The sequence below is a fragment of the Nonomuraea sp. JJY05 genome, assembly GCF_043496855.1.
Taxonomy (GTDB): Bacteria; Actinomycetota; Actinomycetes; order Streptosporangiales; family Streptosporangiaceae; genus Nonomuraea.
In genome coordinates, this window is sequence record NZ_JBIEIS010000016.1 from 175,915 (window position 1) to 193,105 (window position 17,191).

The window sequence follows — 17,191 nt, forward strand, 5'->3', positions numbered from 1 at the left end:
GGATAGGTTGCTCCGGGCGTTCTTGTGGCGGGCGTTCCCCGGCGACGAAGGTGGACGGGCGCGTGCACTGTCGACGTGGCTGGAGGAGCGCCTGTGTCCCACCGTTACCGCATCGCGGTCATTCCGGGCGACGGCATCGGACGTGAGGTCGTCCCGGAAGGGCTGCGGTGCCTGCGGGCCGTCGCGGAGACCCATGGGTTCGAGCTGGAGACCGTCGAGTTCGGGTTCGCCTGCGCCGACTACTGGGTGCGGCACGGCGAGATGCTGCCACCGGACTGGAGGGAGGTGCTCGGCGGTTTCGACGCGATCTTCTTCGGCGCGGTCGGGTGGCCCGAGGCCGTGCCCGACCACGTGTCGCTGTGGGGCAGCCTGCTGAAGTTCCGCCGCGAGTTCGACCAGTACGTCAACCTGCGGCCGGTCCGGCTGCTGCGCGGGGTGCGCGGGCCGCTGCGCGATCACGAGCCGGGCGACATCGACTTCCTGGTCGTCCGCGAGAACACCGAGGGCGAGTACTCGAGCATCGGGGGCCGGATCTTCGAGGGCACCGACCGCGAGACGGTCGTGCAGGAGACCGTGATGACCAGGACCGGAGTGGACCGGGTGCTGCGGTACGCGTTCGACCTGGCCGGCTCCCGGCCACGCAAGCACCTGACGTGGGCGACCAAGAGCAACGGCATCTCCATCACGATGCCGTACTGGGACGAGCGCGCGGCCGCGATGGCGGAGCGGTACCCGGACGTGGTCGCGGACAAGGACCACATCGACATCCTCGCGGCCAAGTTCGTCCTGCGTCCCCAGCAGTACGACGTCGTCGTCGCCAGCAACCTCTTCGGGGACATCCTCTCCGACCTCGGGCCGGCGTGCGCGGGGACGATCGGGATCGCCCCGAGCGCCAACATCAACCCCGACCGCACCTGGCCGAGCCTGTTCGAGCCGGTTCACGGCTCGGCACCCGACATCGCCGGACGCGGGATCGCCAACCCGGTCGGTCAGATCTGGAGCGGCGCGATGATGCTCGACCACCTGGGAGAGCCCGCCGCGGCGGCGCGGATCGTGGCCGCGATCGAGAACGTGCTCGACGAGCGACCGGAGGTGCTCACTCCCGATCTCGGCGGCTCCGGGACGACCGCGGGTCTCGGCACGGCGATCGCCGCCGAGGTCGGTTCGCGGCCGAAGGTCACCACGGCGTCATGACACCGTCCTTCTCCGACCCGATCGGCCTGGAGGTCCGGTGGGACCGGCTCGCCGCCGCGACCGACGAGGCCGCCTCGACGATGCTGCGCACGGCGTTCTCAACCATCATCCGCGAGTCCAACGACTACACCGTCGTCCTGATGGACCGTCTGGGACGCACCATGGCGGAGTCGCGGGCCGGCATCCCGGGGTTCGCGGCCCTGATGAGCTCCCTGACCGCCGTGGTCCTGGACAGGTTCCCGGCCAGGGAATGGCGGGACGGCGACTGCGTCATCACCAACGACCCGTGGATCGCGACGGGACACCTGCCCGACATCGCCATGATCACCCCGATCTTCCACGAGGGTGTGCTCGTCGGCTTCTCCGGGACCGCGGCGCATTCCCCCGACATCGGCGGCACGCCGTCGCTGGGGGCCACCGAGCTGATCTCGGAGGGCCTCCTGATCCCGCCGTCGCGGCTGTTCCGGGCCGGGCGGGTGGAACAGGGCGTCAAGGACCTCCTGCTGGCCAACGTCCGCCTCGCCGACCAGCTGTGGGGCGACCTGGAGGCGCAGGCCGCCGCACACGCGGTGTGCCGGCGGCGGGCGCGGGAGTTCCTCGACGACTTCGGCGAACCGGACTTCGAGCGGTTCGCCGCCGAGGTCCACGCGCTGGCCGATGCCGCGCTGCGGGCGGCGATCCGCGAACTGCCGGACGGCGTCTACCGGGCGGGCGTGGACGCCGACGGTGTCGAGGGGCACCCGACGCACATCGAGTGCGCCGTCACGGTGGGCGATGACACGATCGCGATCGACTACGCCGGGAGCTCGGCCCAGGTGCCGTACTCGACCAATTCCACCCTGAACTACACGCGCGCATACTCGATGTATCCGCTGAAGATCCTGCTCGATCCGGCCACGCGGACGAACTGGGGCTCCTACCAGGCGATCAGCGTGACCGCCCCGGCGGGCACGATCGTCAATCCCACCTTTCCGGCGCCGGTCGTCGCCCGCCACCTGACCGGGCACCTCCTCTCGTGCGCGATCTACCGGGCGCTCGCGCCGGTGCTGCCCGACCGGGTCATCGCCGACAGCGGCGGAGCGCCCGCGCTCCGCGTCCGGTTCTCCGGTGTCGACGACGCCGGTCGCCCCTTCTCGCAGATGCTGTTCGCCAACGCCGGCATGGGCGCCTCGAAGGACAGGGATGGGCTTTCGACCACCGCTTTCCCGACCAACTCCGGAAGCGGGAGTGTCGAGGCGTTCGAGGTCGCGTCCCCGCTGCGGTTCGTACGCAAGGAGCTCCGGGCCGGCTCGGGCGGTGGCGGACGGCGCCGCGGCGGGCTGGGGCAGGACATCGAGGTGCACAACCCGACCCGTCGTCCGGTGCAGATGGTGCTGCTGGGGGACCGCGAACGTCACCCGGCCCTGGGGCTCGCCGGAGGGCGGCCGGGGGCGACGGCGTACGCGGTGCTGGACACGGGGGAACGCCTGCCCCTGAAGTCGATCTCCCAGCTGGCCGCGGGCGCCTCCGTGCTCATTTCGTTTCCCGGCGGCGGAGGATTCGGCGCGCCGGAGGACCGGGAGCCGCACCTGGTCGTGGCCGACGAGCTGGACGGCTACGTCCGTCCGCGTACGGCTGAACCTGAACAGATTGGCGATCACCGATGAACCGCACGGCCCGGATCGGGGTGGACGTCGGTGGCACGTTCACCGACCTGCTGCTCCACGACCCGGCACGCAACCTGACGTGGCCCGGCAAGCTGCCCACCACGCCGCATGCCCCCAACGAGGCGATCACCGCGGGCATCTCGCGTCTGCTGGCGGAGACCGCCACGCCGGTCGGCGACCTCGCCGGGGTGGTGCACGGCACGACCCTGGTGACCAACACCCTGCTCGAGCGCACCGGCGCCGTCGTGGGACTGCTCACCACCAGGGGTTTCCGCGACACCCTGGAGATGGCCAGGGAGATCCGGTTCGACACCACCGACCTCCTCGCCCGCCCCGCCGATCCGCTGGTCCCGCGGCATCTCTGCCGCGGGGTGCGGGGCCGCGTCGCCGCCGACGGCACCGAGCTCGAGCCGCTGGACGAGGGCGAGGTGCTCGCACAGGCGCGGGAGCTCCTCGATCGAGGCGTCGAGGCGGTGGCTGTGTCCCTGCTGCACTCCTACCGCGACGACAAGCACGAACGGCGGGTGCGGGAACTGCTCGCGCGGGCACACCCGGGGCTTCCCGTCACGATCTCCAGCGCGGTCGCTCCCGTGATCGGCGAGTACGAACGGGCGAGCACCGCATGCCTCAACGCCTACGTGCAACCGCTGATGGTGCGCTACCTCGACGCGCTGCGTGACGACCTGCTCGCGATGGGCGTTGACGCGCCGCTGCACATCATGCTGTCCGGGGGCGGAGTCACGACCTTGGACGAGGCGAAGGCGTTTCCCTTCCGCCTGCTCGAGTCCGGTCCCGCCGCGGGTGCGATCGCCGCTGCCGCCGTGGCACGCCGGTTGGGTGAGCCCAACGTCGTCTCGTTCGACATGGGCGGCACCACGGCCAAGATCGCGATCGTGGGCGGCGGTGAGCCTCGCCGCAAGCACGACTTCGAGGCGGGGCGCGTCGACAAGTTCAAGCCCGGCTCGGGACTGCCGTTGCGGCTGACCGTCGTCGACATGATCGAGATCGGCTCGGGTGGCGGCTCGATCGCGGCGCCCGACCCCCTGGGGTTGCTCAAGGTCGGCCCGCGCAGCGCCGGGTCCGTGCCGGGGCCCGTCGCCTACGGCAGGGGCGGGGACCATCCGACCGTCACGGACGCGGATCTCGTGCTCGGCTACCTCGATCCGGCCACCTTCCTCGGCGGGGAGATGGTGCTGCGGACCGCCGAGGTCGACAAGGCGGTGGACCGGGAGGTGGCCGGGCCGCTCGGCCTCGACCGGGTCGCCGCCGCGTCGGGCATCGTCGAGGTGGCCACCGCCAGCATGGCGTCCGCCGCCCGGATGCACCTGTCCGAGCACGGCAGGGATCCCGCCGGCTTCGCCCTCGTCGCGTTCGGCGGAGCCGGCCCGGTGCACGCGTACGGTCTGGCGAAGCAGCTGAAGATCGCACGGATCATTGTCCCGATTCGCGCCGGCGTCATGTCCGCCTACGGATTCCTCGCCGCCGCACCCACGGTGGACCAGGCGCGCAGCCTGCCGTCGGCCCTCGCCGACGTGGAGTGGGACCGCGTGGCCGCCGTCTACGACGAGATGTCCGCGCACGCCGCCGCGGTGCTGCGGCCGGACCGTCCGGATCTGGTCCGCATCCGGCGGTCGGTCGACATGCGGTACGCGGGGCAGGGCTTCGAGATCGAGATCGGGCTCTCCGGAGCGGACCTCGCCCGGACGGACGTCGAACGCCTCCACCGCGCATTCGAGGAGACCTACCGCGCGACGTTCGGCCGCTCCCTCGACGGACCCGCAGAGGTCGTCAACTGGCGGCTCTCCGCGCAGTTGCCGGGCCACGACGTCCCCTTGGGATGCGCACCGGTCGCCGGAGATCCCCAGCGCGGCGTACGCGACGTGTGGTTCCCCGGGCACGGCCGGCTCCGGGCGACAGTCTGGGACCGGTACCGCCTGCGGCCGGGAACGGAGCTCACCGGGCCGGCGGTCTTCGAGGAGCGCGAGTCCTCGTGCTGTTTCGGACCGGAGTGCCGCATCAAGGTCGACCGTGACCTGACCCTCCTCGTCAGCCTCGCGCGCTGACCGCGGGTCATGGTTCTTCAGGGCTGCGCGACGGAGGCCCTGGGCGCGGCGAGCAGGTCCCCGAGCCCGCCGCGGGCGTCCTCGATCACGAGCGCCTCGGCCGCCGCCGAGTCACGCGCCCGCAACGCCCGGACGAGCGCGCGATGGCTCGTGTAGCGGTGCAGGCCGAACTCGGTGTCATGGCGGATCCGTTCGATCAGCCTGGCCCGGCGCTCCGGCCATGAGAACACCCGGGTCTGGTCGAGCAGCCGCACCAGGACCGGGTTGCCGGCGCAGGACTCGACGACCTCGTTGAAGCGCTGCATGGCGTCGAGCAGCCGGCCGAGGTGCCGCGCCGGCTCCTGCCCGGCCTTCTGCCGCTGCTTGATGAGGATCAGCAGGTCGTCGGCCTCGTCGAGGATGGCGTCGAGCTGGTCGAGTTGCTTCTGGGAGGCGTGCCGGGCGGCGAAGCGGGCCACCATCCCGCGCAGGGCCACCTCGACCTCGGCGAGGTCCTGTATCGCGACGTCGCCGAACGTGGCCACCTGCACCGTCCGCGGTCCCGTCCGTTCGAGCAGGCCGTCCTGCTCCAGGCGCCGGATGGCCTCGCGTACCGGCGTCGGGCTGACCGACAACCGCTCGGCGAGCCCCCGTTCGGTGACTTTCTGACCGGGACGTAGCTCTCCGATCGTGATCGCGTCGCGGATGGCGCGGTACGCGCGGTCGGCCAGCGTGCTGGCCGTCAGGCCCTTCAACGTCTCGTCCGCCATTCGAACAGTCTATCTGCCATTGCAAAGTAAATTTGCGACTCTTGACCATTTTGCTATAGCAAACGTACCGTTGTGCTCGCCACAACGAAGGGAACGTGTCCATGTCGACGACGAGCGGGCAGCGCACGCGAGCAGGACGGATCACATTCTTCGTCTCCCTGGCGGTCTTCGCGCAGGAGTCGACGTGGAACCTCTACGACGCGCAGGTACCGCCGTTGCTGCGCGAGCACATCGGCAGTGCCGCGCTCGTCGGTCTGCTCATGGGGATGGACAACCTGCTCGGCGTCTTCATCCAGCCGTGGATGGGCAACCGGTCGGACAACACCCGTACCCCGTGGGGAAGACGTATCCCGTATCTCGTGGTCGGGATGCCGCTGGCGGCCCTGCTGTTCCTCGCCATCCCGCATGCCGCGGCCACGCTGCCGCTGCTGGTCCTGGTGATGTTCGCCTACGCGCTGGTCGCGAACTCGTTCAAGCCCATCGCCGAGTCGCTGCTCCCGGACTTCATCCCGCCGCAGCGCCGGAGCCGGGCCAACGCGGCGGTCAAGATCGCGTCGAGCCTCACCGTGATGGTCGCGGCGCTGATCAGCATCTTCCTGATCGACGACTTCCCGAAGTCGTCGTTCGCGATCCCCCCGGTCCTGATGATGGCGTCCATGATCGTGCTCGCCGCGAAGCTGCGGGACAGCCGGTCCCCGGCCTACCAGGCGGCTCTCGAGGAGGACCGCGAGCGGCGGGGTACGGCGCCGGCGGACGTGCGGGTGCGGGACGTCGTGCTCGACATCGTGCGGGACCAGGACCGCAGCAGATTGTGGCTCATCGTGTCCATCCTGCTCTTCGGCGGTGCGTGGGCCGCCTCCCGGGCCCTCGTCACGCCGTACGGCATGGAGGCGCTGGGCCTGTCCCGCGGCGAAGCGGGCGGGCTGACCCTGCCCAGCGGGGTGGCCTTCATCGTGGCGGCCTACCCGGTGGCGATGCTCGCGGAGCGCTTCGGCCGGCTGCGCGTGATGATGGCCGGGATGGCGGTGTTCGCCGCCGGCCTGGTGCTCGGCACCGTGGTGCAGACGCCCACCGGTGCGGTGATCGGTCTGTGCGTCGCGGCTGCGGGTGCCTCCTCGTTCCTGGTCAACGCCGTCGTCGTCCTGTGGAACCTCGCCCCGTCCGACGGCGTGGTCGGCACCTACACCGGTCTCTACACCGTCGGATGGGTGGGCGGCGGCTTCCTCGGGCCGGCGGTGGTCGGCGGCATGGTCGACCTGACGAGCTGGTCCCTGCTGCTGGTCCACGTGTCGATCATCGCGGTCATCGCCATGCTGACGGTCGCGCGCGTCAGCGCCCTGCAACGACGCTCCTCCTCCGGGCGGGCGCTGTGACGGCGACCCGCGTGCTGATCACCACGGACTACCTCCGCCCCGGCGACGAGGTCGACGAGTTCCTGAGACGCTCCGGGCTGGAGACCGTGCACCTGCCCTTGGCCGGCCGGCGCGATCCCGAGCAGCTCGTGGCGGCGCTGGCCGGGATCGACGCCGCGCTGGTGGCCAACGAACCGCTGACGGCCGACGTCCTCGCCCGCGCGCCGAGGCTGAGGGTCATCGTGCGGACAGGCGTGGGCTACGACTCGATCGACGTCGCCGCCGCGACCCGGCTGGGGATCAGCGTGAGCAACCTGCCCGGCATCAACGCCAACGCCGTCGCCGAGTACACCATGGGCCTGTTGCTCGCGGGCGCCCGGCGTCTCGTGCAGTCCGCACACGGTGTGGCGCAGGGAGCCTGGCCACGTGAGGACGGACGCGAACTGCGGGGGGCGACCCTCGGACTCATCGGCTACGGCGCGACGGCGCGGGCGGTGGTGCCGCTGGCTCGCGCCTTCGGCATGAGCGTGGTCTGCGCCACCGGCGTGCCGGCGCGGTTGCGGAGCGACCCCTCGGTCCGCTTCGTCGACCTGCACGAGCTGCTGGCCGCCGCCGACTACGTCTCGGTGCACACCTCGCTCACGGAACGGACCCGAGGCCTCCTCGGCGAGCCGGCGTTCAAGCGGATGAAGCCGACCGCGCTGCTGGTCAACACCGCGCGTGGCGCCATCGTCGACGAGGACGCGCTCGTCGCGGCCGTACGGACGGGACAGATCGCGGGCGCCGCGCTCGACGTCGTGAGCGAGGAGCCGCTGCCGCCGGGCAGCCCGTTGCGCGGCGTCGACGGCATCGTCGTCTACTCCCACCTGGCCGGGCAGACCGCCGAAGCACGAGCCGCCGCGGGGCGCGGAGGGGCCGAGGAACTCGTCGCGGCGCTCGAAGGCCGAGCACGGTTCCCGGTGAACTGACACAAAGAGAAAGAGGGATATGGACAGCGTCAAATCCGTCCGGGTCCTGTCGCCGAGCGGCATGCTCGGCGCCGGTTGGGACCACGCGACGATCGAGCGCGGCATCGCCCTGGGTGCCGACGTCATCAGCATCGACGCCGGGTCGACGGACTCCGGCCCCTACTACCTCGGCTCCGCGACCCCCAAGACGACAGCCAAGGCGGTGGCACGTGACCTGCGCAGCCTGCTCACGGCCGCGGCCGGCGCGGGCATACCCGTGATCGTGGGTTCCTGCGGTACGAGCGGGACCGACAGCGGCGTCGACTGGGTCGCCGGGATCGCGGCAGAGGTGATGGCGCAGGAGGGCCTGGACCTGAAGGTCGCGCGGATCTACAGCGAGCAGAACGCGGCCGAGCTGAAGGAGCACCTCGACGCCGGCCGGATCCACCCGCTGCCACCGTTGGGACGGTTGCGGGCCGAGACCCTCGAAAGCTGCACCCACATCGTCGGCGCGATGGGCCACGAACCGATCGTCGCGGCACTCCGTGCCGGCGCCCAGGTCGTGCTCGCCGGCCGGGCCACCGACACGGCGGTGGCCGCCGCCTACCCGCTCATGAAGGGCATGCCCGCCGGGCCGACGTGGCACGCCGCCAAGATCGTCGAGTGCGGCGGTCAGTGCACGAGCAACCCGCGCGCGGGCGGAGTCCTCGCCACCGTCGACGCCGGCGGCTTCACCATCGAGCCGCTCGACCCCGCGGTGTCGTGCACGCCGATCTCGGTGGCCGCCCACATGCTCTACGAGACCGCCAACCCGTTCGAGATGCGGGAACCCGACGGCACCCTCGACGTCCGGGACGCGCGGTACACCGCGATCGACGACCGGATCGTCCGCGTCGAGGGGTCGAGGTTCCACGTCGCCGACCAGTACACGATCAAGCTGGAAGGCGCCCGGATCACCGGCTACGAGACCATGTCGTTCACCGCGATCAGAGACCCGCTCATCCTCGCCGACATCGACGCCTGGGCCGATCTGATGCGCACGATGATCAGGCGGCGGGTGTGCGAGACGCTGGGGCTGGCCGATGACGAGTACGCCTTCGACCTACGCCTCTACGGCCACAACGCGGTGCTGGACGACCTCGAGCCCGAGACCGGGCCGCCGCGGGAGGTGGGCGTGATGCTGCTGGTCAACGCGCCCGACCAGGCGACGGCCACGGCGATCGCCAAGGTCGCCAACCCGCTGATGCTGCACCTGCCGACGCCGGCGATGGACTACCTGCCGAGCCTCGCGTTCGCGTCCTCTCCGGCCGAGGTCGAGCGCGGCGCGGCGTACGAGTTCGTGCTGAACCACGTCGTCGACTGCGCCGACCCTACGAGCCTGTTCCGCATCGAGATGGGGGAGAACGCGGATGTCTGAGACCACCCTGGCGGACCTCGCCCACGAGGTCCGGTCCAAGAACGCGGGCCCGTTCTGGGTCACCATGGAGCTCTTCCTGCGCGACGCCGACGGTTACCGGATCGCCGCGGACGAGTCCTTCCTGAACGAACGCGTGATCGCCCAGCTCTATCGAGTCGAGGAGAGCACGGTCCAGATATTCCGGATCCCGTCGCTGAACGTGGTGAAGATCTCCTTTCCTCGTCCCATCAGCCAGGGATCGCTCCGGGACCGCGACATGCACGCCGGCCAGCACCACGTCCCGCTCGCGCGCATGCCGATCAAGCGACCGGCCGACCGTGATCGCTGACGACCTCGGTTCCTGGGCGGCTGAGCTGCGTTTCGACGACCTCAGCGAGCACGCGATCCACACGGTCCGGCAACGCCTGGTCGACAGCCTCGGCTGCGGGCTCGGTGCGTTCGACGCCGAGCCCAGCCGCGCGGCGCGACGTCTCGCGCGTGCCCTTCCCCCGGGCCCGTCGACGGTACTGGGCACGAGACACGGCGCCACCGCGGACGTCGCCACGTTCGTCAACGGAACGATGGTGCGCCACCTGGACTTCAACGACGGGTACCTCGGGCTCGAGCCCGGGCATCCCAGTGACAACATTCCGGCGTGCCTGGCGGTCGCCGAGGCGGAGGGGAAGTCCGGGCGGGACCTCGTCACAGCCATCGCGCTCGCCTACGAGGTACAGGTCAGGCTGCAGGACGCCGCGAATCTCCACCGCCGCGGGTGGGACCACGTGAACTACGTGCTCGTGGCCGCCGGCCTCGCCGCGGGCAAGCTCATGGGCCTGGACGCCCGGCAGCTCACCCAGGCGGTCAACATCGCGCTGAACGGGCACATCGCGATGCGTCAGGTCCGGGCGGGCGAACTGTCATGGTGGAAGGGATCCTCAGCGCCGAACGCCGCCCGGAACGGTGTCTTCTCCGCCTGGCTGGCCAGGGAAGGGTTCACCGGGCCCGCGCCGATCTTCGAGGGCGAGATGGGGTTCATGCGGCAGGTGAGCGATTCCTTCGTCCTGGAGCCGCTCGAGTTCCCGCGCACCTCCGGCAGCCCGTACGCCGTATCCCGGACGCTCACCAAACTGCTGCCCACCAACGGTGAGATGCAGACAGCGGTGTGGGCGGCGCTCGCCTTGCGCGAGAAGATCGCCGACCTCGGCGAGATCGACCGCATCGTCGTCGACACTACGCACATCGGGTGGACGATCCTGGGCAAGGCCCCGGAGAAGTGGCGCCCCACCACTCGCGAGACCGCCGACCACAGCCTCCCGTACACGGTGGCCCGGGTGCTCGTCGACGGGGAGCTGACGGCGTCCTCGTACGATCCGGACAAGCTCACCGACCCCGCCGTCGGGGCGTTGATGGCCCGCGTCGAGGTCCGCGAGGACCCGGTTCTCACGGCGATGCTTCCGGCCCTCATCCCCAACCGGGTCACCATCAGCCTGACCTCCGGCGACGAGCTCGTCCGCGAGGTCCACGACGCCCCCGGTGGCCACCGGACGCCGATGACCGACGAGCAGTTCGAGAAGAAGTTCGTTGCCCTGGTGGAACCGCTGACGACGGCGGCGCGGTGCCGCCGGATGCTCGACGAGATCTGGAACGTCGACCTGGCGCCGACCGTCACCACCCTCACGAACGCCCTGGTCCTCCTACCTCGACCTGAAAGGGAGATCCCGTGATCCGTGTCGAAGACCTGCCTGCCGGGCACCCGGGCCGTCGGCTGCTGACCGGCCGCACACCGTTCTTCGTCGCGCCGACCGAACCGCGCTGCAGCTACTGCGCCTACGTCCCCAGGAGCTGGACTCCCGATGCCCGGATGCCGGTGCTGGTCGCCGTGCACGGCACCGGGCGCAACGTCGGCGCGTTGCGTGAGGGACTCATTCCCTTTGCCGACCGCCACGATCTCATCGTCGTGACACCACTGTTCCCGGTCGGCATCGACGATCCGGACGACGTGCACAACTACAAGACCATCGACGCCCACGGCATCCGGTTCGACCTGGTGCTGCTCGAGATCCTGGAGCAGGTCCGGGTCCGGTGGAACGCGCGGGTGGACACGGTGCTGATGTGCGGGCACTCCGGTGGCGGTCAGTTCGCCCACCGGTTCCTCTACCTCCACCCGGATCGGCTCGCCGCCGTCGCGGTGAGCGCGCCGGGCACCGTCACCCTGCTCGACCACTCGCTCACCTGGCCGACCGGCATCGGCGACACCCAGCGGCGATTCGGGATCACGGTGGACCTCGCCGCGGTCGCCCGGGTGCCGGTGCTGCTGGTCATCGGCAGTGACGACGACGGGCGGGCCGACCTGGCCGCCATGGGCGACCCCGGCCGCAGCCGCCCGGAGGAACTCGACCGCCTGGCCGGGAGCCTGGCACGGCACCGAACCACGGTCAGGAAGGCCGTGGTCCCGGGGGTGGGCCACGATGCCGCGGGGACGCAACCGCCGATCATCGACTTCTTCGACGACCTGCTGGCCGGCCACGCCGAATTCGCGGCTCCGGCCAGTCCCCACCGGCTCCGGTGATGTCCAGACGGTCGCCGGCAAGGTAGCGGGCACTTCCCTCCACGACGCCGGCGGCGATCGGCCAGCCCTGCTCCAACGCCTGGCCATGGCGCAGGAATGCGCGGTGGCTGGTCAGGTGGCGGGCCACGGCGGCTGAGAGCGTCGCCTCGATCGGTCGTCCGGGCCGTCGGATCGGCGATCACGTCGTCGAGGCAGCCCTTCTCCAGCCGCCCCGCCCCAAGCCCGGCCGCCAGGCGGGCCTCCTCCCGGTCCGTGCAGATCCAGATGATCCTGTAGCTGCGCCAGCCGACGGCCCGCCCGTCTCGAACCTCCGGCGAGCAAGAGCCACGGCCGACCACCATCACCCGCACATCACGGTGACGGGCCGGCACCGTCTGCCCCTCCTTGCCCTCTACTGGGAGATCCGCCGACGGGCCTGCTCGGTCAGGGCGAACAGCCCGGGCTCATCCTGGGTCAGCCGGCCCCGTTCCACCAGCCGCGTGAGCTTGCCCCGCAGGCCCTCCACCACCGCGGCCGGCTCACCCCCGCTGCCGAGATCTTCCCCGCCCGCATCGCCCGCCCGGCACCTCCAGCACATCCCGATACGCCGGCGGCAACACCGAAGGCTCCAGACCCTCACGTCAAGGCGGCATCGTCACCACGCCCTGCCGCATCACCTCAGCCTCGCTGCCCTGACCGTCCTGCCGTGTCACGGCGGCATCGGCATCCTCGCCACCCGGCACGGGATCGGCGGTGAGCCGGCCCTGTCCACCCAGGATCTTCTCCACCACCGCCTCGCACGCCTGCAACCACGGTAGAAGCCGGTAACGCGATCAAGCAGCCCAGGGCAGCAAGTCACTGCAATGGAGCTGCACCCGACTAACATGGCGTTCTTTCCATGACGGTGACGTCCTTCGGCAGCTTGCCGCGGAAGAAGTCAGAAGCGGAAATCCCGTCTCCCTTCGCAATCTTTTCCACGGGAATCGTCAGGTCACCCGAGGCGACGAAATCCATGAAGGACTGAGCGATGGCCGTTACCGGGATTTTCACGCAGACTTTCCCCTCCTGGCCGGCGTTCGGCAGAGTGTCGGCAGTGGCGGCCGGGCCTGAGAGCAGGGCGGCGCCGAGGGTGGTCGCGGTCAGAGCATGCTTGTACATGTTGCTTCCTCCGTGGCTGACGAGAAGATCAAAGTCGCGTCGTCGCCGCTGAGGCGCCCGCGCACATCACGCCCGTGCCCGCGTCCCGGCGATGAGGCACCCCAGCATGAGCACCCAAGCCGCGCCCACCTGGGGCGGAGCGCGCGTGAGCGCGAGCGCCCACCCGGCGTCGCGGGAGCGCGTGAGTGCCCCTCACATACGCCCACCCGACGGCGCGGGGCCGCGTGAGCTTCCCTCACATACGCCCCCCGACGGTGGGGGGCTGCGGAGCCTCACATGCCCCAGCCAGGGGCGGGGCAGCAGGAGCGCCCTGCACACCCACCGAGAAGGCGGCGCAGCGCGAGCGCCCTGCACACCCACCGAGAAGGCGGCGCAGCGCGAGCGCCCTGCACGCGCCCAGCCGAGAGGCGGGACACCTGGGGCGTTCTTCATGCACGTGTCCCGGTCAAGAGGCGGGCTCGCGTGAGGACGTCGGCGATCGTGCATACACCGGCGAGGGTTTCGTGCGGCATCGGGCCCCACGTGTCCTCCATGGCGACGTGGAGTTCGGCGAGGTCCAGGCTGTCGGCCTCCAGGTCCTCTCGGAGCCGCGCGTCCAGCGTGACCCGGCTCGGGTGGACCTTCAGGATGCTGACACAGCGGTCGCGCACCACCGCCAAGATCTCCTCGTCGCTCACATCGAACCCTTCCTCGTAGCAGTCTTGGCACTTAGCGTGGCCGGTGGCCCGATAAATGGGCACTCGTGACGCGGGACCCGCCGTTAAGGAGTTGATCAAGTTTCGAGGGTCGCGACGGGCGTCCCCGGTGCCGCGTACCTATCCTGAGCAGCACCTGATCTTGAGGGGGGATGGGCGTGGCCGCGCAGTCCGAGCCGTACCCGAGGCGGTACTCCCATGTGGCCGGGGTGGCGGTGCACCTGCCCGAGGAGAGCCTGACCACGCCGGAGCTGGAAGAGTTGCTGACCGCCCGCAATCCGGGCACGCGCATCCCCCGCGGTGTCATCGAGCAAGCCAGTGGCGTGGAGCGGCGGCACGTCGCCGCTCCCGGTCAGACGGCCGCCGGGATGGCCGCGGCCGCCGCCCGTACCCTGCTCGAGCAGACCGGGCACGTCCCGCCCGTCATAGATCTGATCATCTACGCAGGGGTGAGCGTCGACGCCGTCGAGCCCGCCACCGCGCACATGGTGGCCGCCGAGCTGGGGGCGAGCTGCCCGGTATTCGACGTACGCAATGCATGCAACAGCGTTCTGAACGCGATCGAGCTGGCCGACACGTTCATCACGGCCGGCCGCTACCGCACGGTCCTCATCGTGTGCGGGGAGGTCGCCACGCCGGCCATCCGCTGGCAGGTCGAGTCGGCAGAGGACTTCGCCGCCGCCGGGCCCTCCTACACCGTCTCCGACTCGGGGACGGCCATGCTGCTGGAGGCCAGCGCGGTGCCCGGGGTGCTGGGGCACCGGTTCTGCGCCAGCTCGGCGCACTGGGACGCCGCCGTCCTGCCGGTCACGCGTTCCGCCTCGGCCGGTTACCAGGTCGGCGCGTTCACCGTGGATCCCGTGGGGCTGGCCGTCGGGGTGCACAAGCTCGACCGGTCCGTGCTGCGGGCGCCGCTGGCCGAACGCGGGCTCGACTGGGACGACATGGCGGCGATCTGCGTGCATCAGGCGTCCCTGTCGTCCTTGCACACCTTCTGCGAGGCGGCCGGGATCCCGCTGGGGAAGGTGGTGGTGACCATCGCCGAGCACGGCAACCTCGTCGCCTCCACGATCCCCGTGCAGTTGCACCAGGCGGTCCAGTCGGGCCGGGTGCAGCGGGGCGACCTGGTCGCCCTGGTGGGGGTGGCCAGCGGGGTCAGCGCAGGGACCGTGCTGCTCCGTTGGTGAACGGTATCTGCCGTGTCGGTGAACGGTATCTGCCGTGTTGATGGAGGTCTCCAAGACTTCTCAGCGCCGAAGGGCTGGAGGGTCGGGGCGGTTGCCGGGTTGGCGGGTGAGGATGGGAGGAAGGTCAGCGACACTACGGAGTTGTCGCGCTACTTTTCGTGACAATGCGTGCGATGATCGCTTCCATGTGGGACATGCGATCCAGCGGAGGTCCGGTGCGCGCCCGGGTGGCCGTCACCGGCATGGGCGTCCGTACCCCGGCGGGCGCCCATCCCAAGGAGCTGTGGGCCGCCCTGCTGGCCGGCCGCTCGACGGCACGTACGATCACCTCGTTCGACGCCGAGGGCCTGCCCGTGGACTTCGCCTGCCAGGTGCCCGACCTCGATCTCGACGGCTACGTGAAGCCCAGGGACGCCCGCCGGATGGACCGGGTCACGCGGATGGCGTTCTGCGCGGCGACCGACGCCCTGGCCGATGCCGGTCACCCGCCGGCCGCGCCCGAGCGGCGGGCCGTCGTGACCGGGACCGGGTACGGCGGTGTCGCCACCCAGGAGGTCGCCTTCGGCACCCTGGACGAGCGCGGCCGCGCCTGGCCGGGCCCCCTGCACATCCCCATGAGCATGCACAACGCCGCCGCCGCGGAGATCAGCATCCGGCACGCGTTCCTCGGCCCGAGCATGGCGGTGGCCACCGCGTGCGCCTCCGGAAGCCACGCCATAGGTGAGGGCATGCGGCTGGTCCGCGACGGGACGGCCGACGTGGTGCTGGCGGGCGGCATGGAGGCGGGTGTGCGGGCAAGCGCGCTGGTGGGGTTCGGGCGGGCGGGGACGCTGTCGCGCCGCGCGTCGGAGCCCGAACGCGCCAGCCGGCCCTTCGACGCCGGCCGCGACGGGTTCGTGCTGGGTGAGGGTGCCGCGTTCCTCGTGCTGGAACGCCTGGAGGACGCCCTGGACCGGGGCGCCCACGTGTACGCCGAGCTGAGCGGGTACGGCCGGACGTCCGACGGCCATCACCTCACCGCCCCCGACCCCGGCGGCGACGGCGCGTACCGCTGCATGCGTGCCGCGCTGGCGGATGCCGGGATCGCGGCCGCCGACGTCGTCCACGTCAACGCGCACGCCACCTCCACCCGCCTCAACGACGAGATCGAGGCGCGGGCGATCGCGCGGCTGTTCGGCGAGTACGCGGTGCCCGTCACGGGGAGCAAGAGCGTGATCGGCCACGCCCTGGGGGCCTCGGGCGCCATCGAGGCCGTGATCAGCCTGCTGACGCTGCACGAGCGCACCGTCCACCCCACCGCGAACCTCGACCACCAGGACCCGGCCTGCCCCGTCGACGTGGTGACCGCGCCGCGCCCCATCGTTCCCGGCCCGGTGCTGTCCAACTCGTTCGCCTTCGGGGGGCACAACGCGACCCTCGTCTTCACCCCGTTCCGGGAGGACCGATGAAACTGGCGGGCACGACCGCCCTGGTCACGGGCGCCAGCGGCGGCATCGGCCAGGCCACGGCCCGCGCGCTCGCGCGGCACGGCGTGCGCCTGGTCCTGACCGGCCGCGACGCCCGCATGCTGGAGACGCTGGCCGCGGAGGTGGGCGGACGTGCCGTCCCCGCCGACCTGACCGGTCGCAAGGCCATCGCGAAGATGATGAAACAGGCCGGACCGGTCGACATCCTGGTGGCCAACGCCGGGGTCATCGCCCCCGCGCGGATGACCGATCACGACCTCGACGAGATCGACCACTACCTGGAGCTCAACCTGCGCGTGCCCCTCGTGATGGCCCGCCTGGCCGCCGAGCGGATGGTGTCCAACGGGCGCGGCCACCTGGTGTTCATGAGCTCGATCGGCGGGAAGATGGCGCATCCGCATCTCGCCGTGTACAACGCGACCAAGCACGGCCTGCGGGGGTTCGGGCATGCGGCCAGGATGGACCTGGCGCCCTATGGCGTCGGCGTTTCCGTCATCTGCCCGGGGCTGGTGCGCGACGCCGGGATGCTCACCCGTACCTCGCTGACCGTGCCCCCATGGATGACGCGCAGCCCGCTGCACGTGGCGCGGGCGGTGTGCCGGGCCATCCTGACCGACGCCGCCGAGATCGACGTCGCGCCGCTGCCCGTCCGCGTCGCGGCCGGGCTGGCGAGCGTGTGGCCCGCGGCCGGGGCGCGGGTGCAGCGCCTCATGGGAGTCGAGGGGTACGCCCGCGCCGCCGCCGGCCGCGGCTTCCTATGACCGGGTGACATCAGGCCCCGTTGACATCA

General features: G+C 71.1%; 17 protein-coding genes. 12 read left to right on the top strand and 5 right to left on the bottom strand.

Going from position 1 to position 17,191, the window contains the following annotated elements:
* Nucleotides 1-93 precede the first annotated feature (93 nt).
* The 3 genes from ACFKCF_RS26310 to ACFKCF_RS26320 are packed head-to-tail and all read left to right on the top strand — an operon-like array spanning nucleotide 94 to nucleotide 4,903.
* A complete protein-coding gene (locus ACFKCF_RS26310) occupies nucleotides 94-1,194 on the top strand; it encodes a tartrate dehydrogenase (RefSeq protein WP_394497554.1) in 1,101 nt (366 codons plus the stop codon).
* A complete protein-coding gene (locus tag ACFKCF_RS26315; RefSeq protein ID WP_394497556.1) occupies nucleotides 1,191-2,840 on the top strand; it encodes a hydantoinase B/oxoprolinase family protein in 1,650 nt (549 codons plus the stop codon). The genes ACFKCF_RS26310 and ACFKCF_RS26315 overlap by 4 nt, the downstream gene beginning before the upstream one ends.
* Nucleotides 2,837-4,903: a hydantoinase/oxoprolinase family protein gene (locus ACFKCF_RS26320; protein WP_394497558.1), complete on the top strand. Its 2,067-nt coding sequence runs from the start codon at nucleotides 2,837-2,839 to the stop codon at nucleotides 4,901-4,903. Before ACFKCF_RS26315 ends, ACFKCF_RS26320 begins: the two co-directional genes overlap by 4 nt.
* A 17-nt stretch (nucleotides 4,904-4,920) precedes the next feature.
* Here ACFKCF_RS26320 and ACFKCF_RS26325 read toward each other — a convergent pair whose 3' ends face one another.
* Nucleotides 4,921-5,652: a GntR family transcriptional regulator gene (locus ACFKCF_RS26325; protein WP_394497559.1), complete on the bottom strand. Its 732-nt coding sequence runs from the start codon at nucleotides 5,650-5,652 to the stop codon at nucleotides 4,921-4,923.
* Nucleotides 5,653-5,753: 101 nt separating this feature from the next.
* Between ACFKCF_RS26325 and ACFKCF_RS26330 the strand changes: the two genes are divergently transcribed.
* From ACFKCF_RS26330 to ACFKCF_RS26355, 6 genes are read left to right on the top strand one after another with little or no spacing between them, the layout of a single operon-like run.
* Nucleotides 5,754-7,025, top strand: coding sequence for an MFS transporter (locus tag ACFKCF_RS26330; RefSeq protein ID WP_394497561.1), 1,272 nt, complete (start codon nucleotides 5,754-5,756; stop codon nucleotides 7,023-7,025).
* 11 nt (nucleotides 7,026-7,036) lie between these two features.
* Complete coding sequence (locus tag ACFKCF_RS26335) at nucleotides 7,037-7,972, top strand: phosphoglycerate dehydrogenase (RefSeq protein WP_394497563.1); 936 nt, start codon at nucleotides 7,037-7,039, stop codon at nucleotides 7,970-7,972.
* A gap of 19 nt (nucleotides 7,973-7,991) precedes the next feature.
* Nucleotides 7,992-9,368 (top strand): acyclic terpene utilization AtuA family protein, encoded by a 1,377-nt coding sequence (locus tag ACFKCF_RS26340; RefSeq protein ID WP_394497564.1) that lies wholly within the window; start codon nucleotides 7,992-7,994, stop codon nucleotides 9,366-9,368.
* Nucleotides 9,361-9,696 carry a DUF4387 domain-containing protein gene (locus tag ACFKCF_RS26345; protein WP_394497566.1) on the top strand — a complete coding sequence of 112 codons (336 nt, stop codon included), beginning with the start codon at nucleotides 9,361-9,363 and terminating at the stop codon, nucleotides 9,694-9,696. The genes ACFKCF_RS26340 and ACFKCF_RS26345 overlap by 8 nt, the downstream gene beginning before the upstream one ends.
* Complete coding sequence (locus ACFKCF_RS26350; protein WP_394497568.1) at nucleotides 9,686-11,071, top strand: MmgE/PrpD family protein; 1,386 nt, start codon at nucleotides 9,686-9,688, stop codon at nucleotides 11,069-11,071. The genes ACFKCF_RS26345 and ACFKCF_RS26350 overlap by 11 nt, the downstream gene beginning before the upstream one ends.
* On the top strand, nucleotides 11,068-11,916 hold the full coding sequence (locus ACFKCF_RS26355) for a hypothetical protein (protein ID WP_394497569.1): 849 nt from the start codon (nucleotides 11,068-11,070) through the stop codon (nucleotides 11,914-11,916). Before ACFKCF_RS26350 ends, ACFKCF_RS26355 begins: the two co-directional genes overlap by 4 nt.
* Nucleotides 11,917-12,307: 391 nt before the next feature.
* Here ACFKCF_RS26355 and ACFKCF_RS26360 read toward each other — a convergent pair whose 3' ends face one another.
* The 4 genes from ACFKCF_RS26360 to ACFKCF_RS26375 form a co-directional block, all read right to left on the bottom strand.
* Complete coding sequence (locus ACFKCF_RS26360; RefSeq protein ID WP_394497570.1) at nucleotides 12,308-12,493, bottom strand: hypothetical protein; 186 nt, start codon at nucleotides 12,491-12,493, stop codon at nucleotides 12,308-12,310.
* A 43-nt stretch (nucleotides 12,494-12,536) separates the two neighbouring features.
* A complete protein-coding gene (locus ACFKCF_RS26365; RefSeq protein ID WP_394497572.1) occupies nucleotides 12,537-12,683 on the bottom strand; it encodes a hypothetical protein in 147 nt (48 codons plus the stop codon).
* Nucleotides 12,684-12,774: 91 nt separating this feature from the next.
* Complete coding sequence (locus ACFKCF_RS26370) at nucleotides 12,775-13,053, bottom strand: hypothetical protein (protein WP_394497574.1); 279 nt, start codon at nucleotides 13,051-13,053, stop codon at nucleotides 12,775-12,777.
* A gap of 428 nt (nucleotides 13,054-13,481) precedes the next feature.
* On the bottom strand, nucleotides 13,482-13,730 hold the full coding sequence (locus ACFKCF_RS26375) for a phosphopantetheine-binding protein (RefSeq protein WP_394497576.1): 249 nt from the start codon (nucleotides 13,728-13,730) through the stop codon (nucleotides 13,482-13,484).
* Between the two features lie 176 nt (nucleotides 13,731-13,906).
* On the opposite strand from ACFKCF_RS26375, the gene ACFKCF_RS26380 reads away from it, so the two are divergent.
* The 3 genes from ACFKCF_RS26380 to ACFKCF_RS26390 all read left to right on the top strand — a co-directional run bounded on the left by ACFKCF_RS26380 (nucleotide 13,907) and on the right by ACFKCF_RS26390 (nucleotide 17,162).
* Entirely contained in the window at nucleotides 13,907-14,935 is a 1,029-nt protein-coding gene (locus ACFKCF_RS26380) for a 3-oxoacyl-ACP synthase III family protein (protein ID WP_394497577.1), read from the top strand.
* A 173-nt stretch (nucleotides 14,936-15,108) separates the two neighbouring features.
* Nucleotides 15,109-16,383, top strand: coding sequence for a beta-ketoacyl-[acyl-carrier-protein] synthase family protein (locus ACFKCF_RS26385; RefSeq protein WP_394497578.1), 1,275 nt, complete (start codon nucleotides 15,109-15,111; stop codon nucleotides 16,381-16,383).
* Nucleotides 16,380-17,162 carry an SDR family NAD(P)-dependent oxidoreductase gene (locus ACFKCF_RS26390; RefSeq protein WP_394497580.1) on the top strand — a complete coding sequence of 261 codons (783 nt, stop codon included), beginning with the start codon at nucleotides 16,380-16,382 and terminating at the stop codon, nucleotides 17,160-17,162. The genes ACFKCF_RS26385 and ACFKCF_RS26390 overlap by 4 nt, the downstream gene beginning before the upstream one ends.
* Nucleotides 17,163-17,191: the final 29 nt, after the last annotated feature.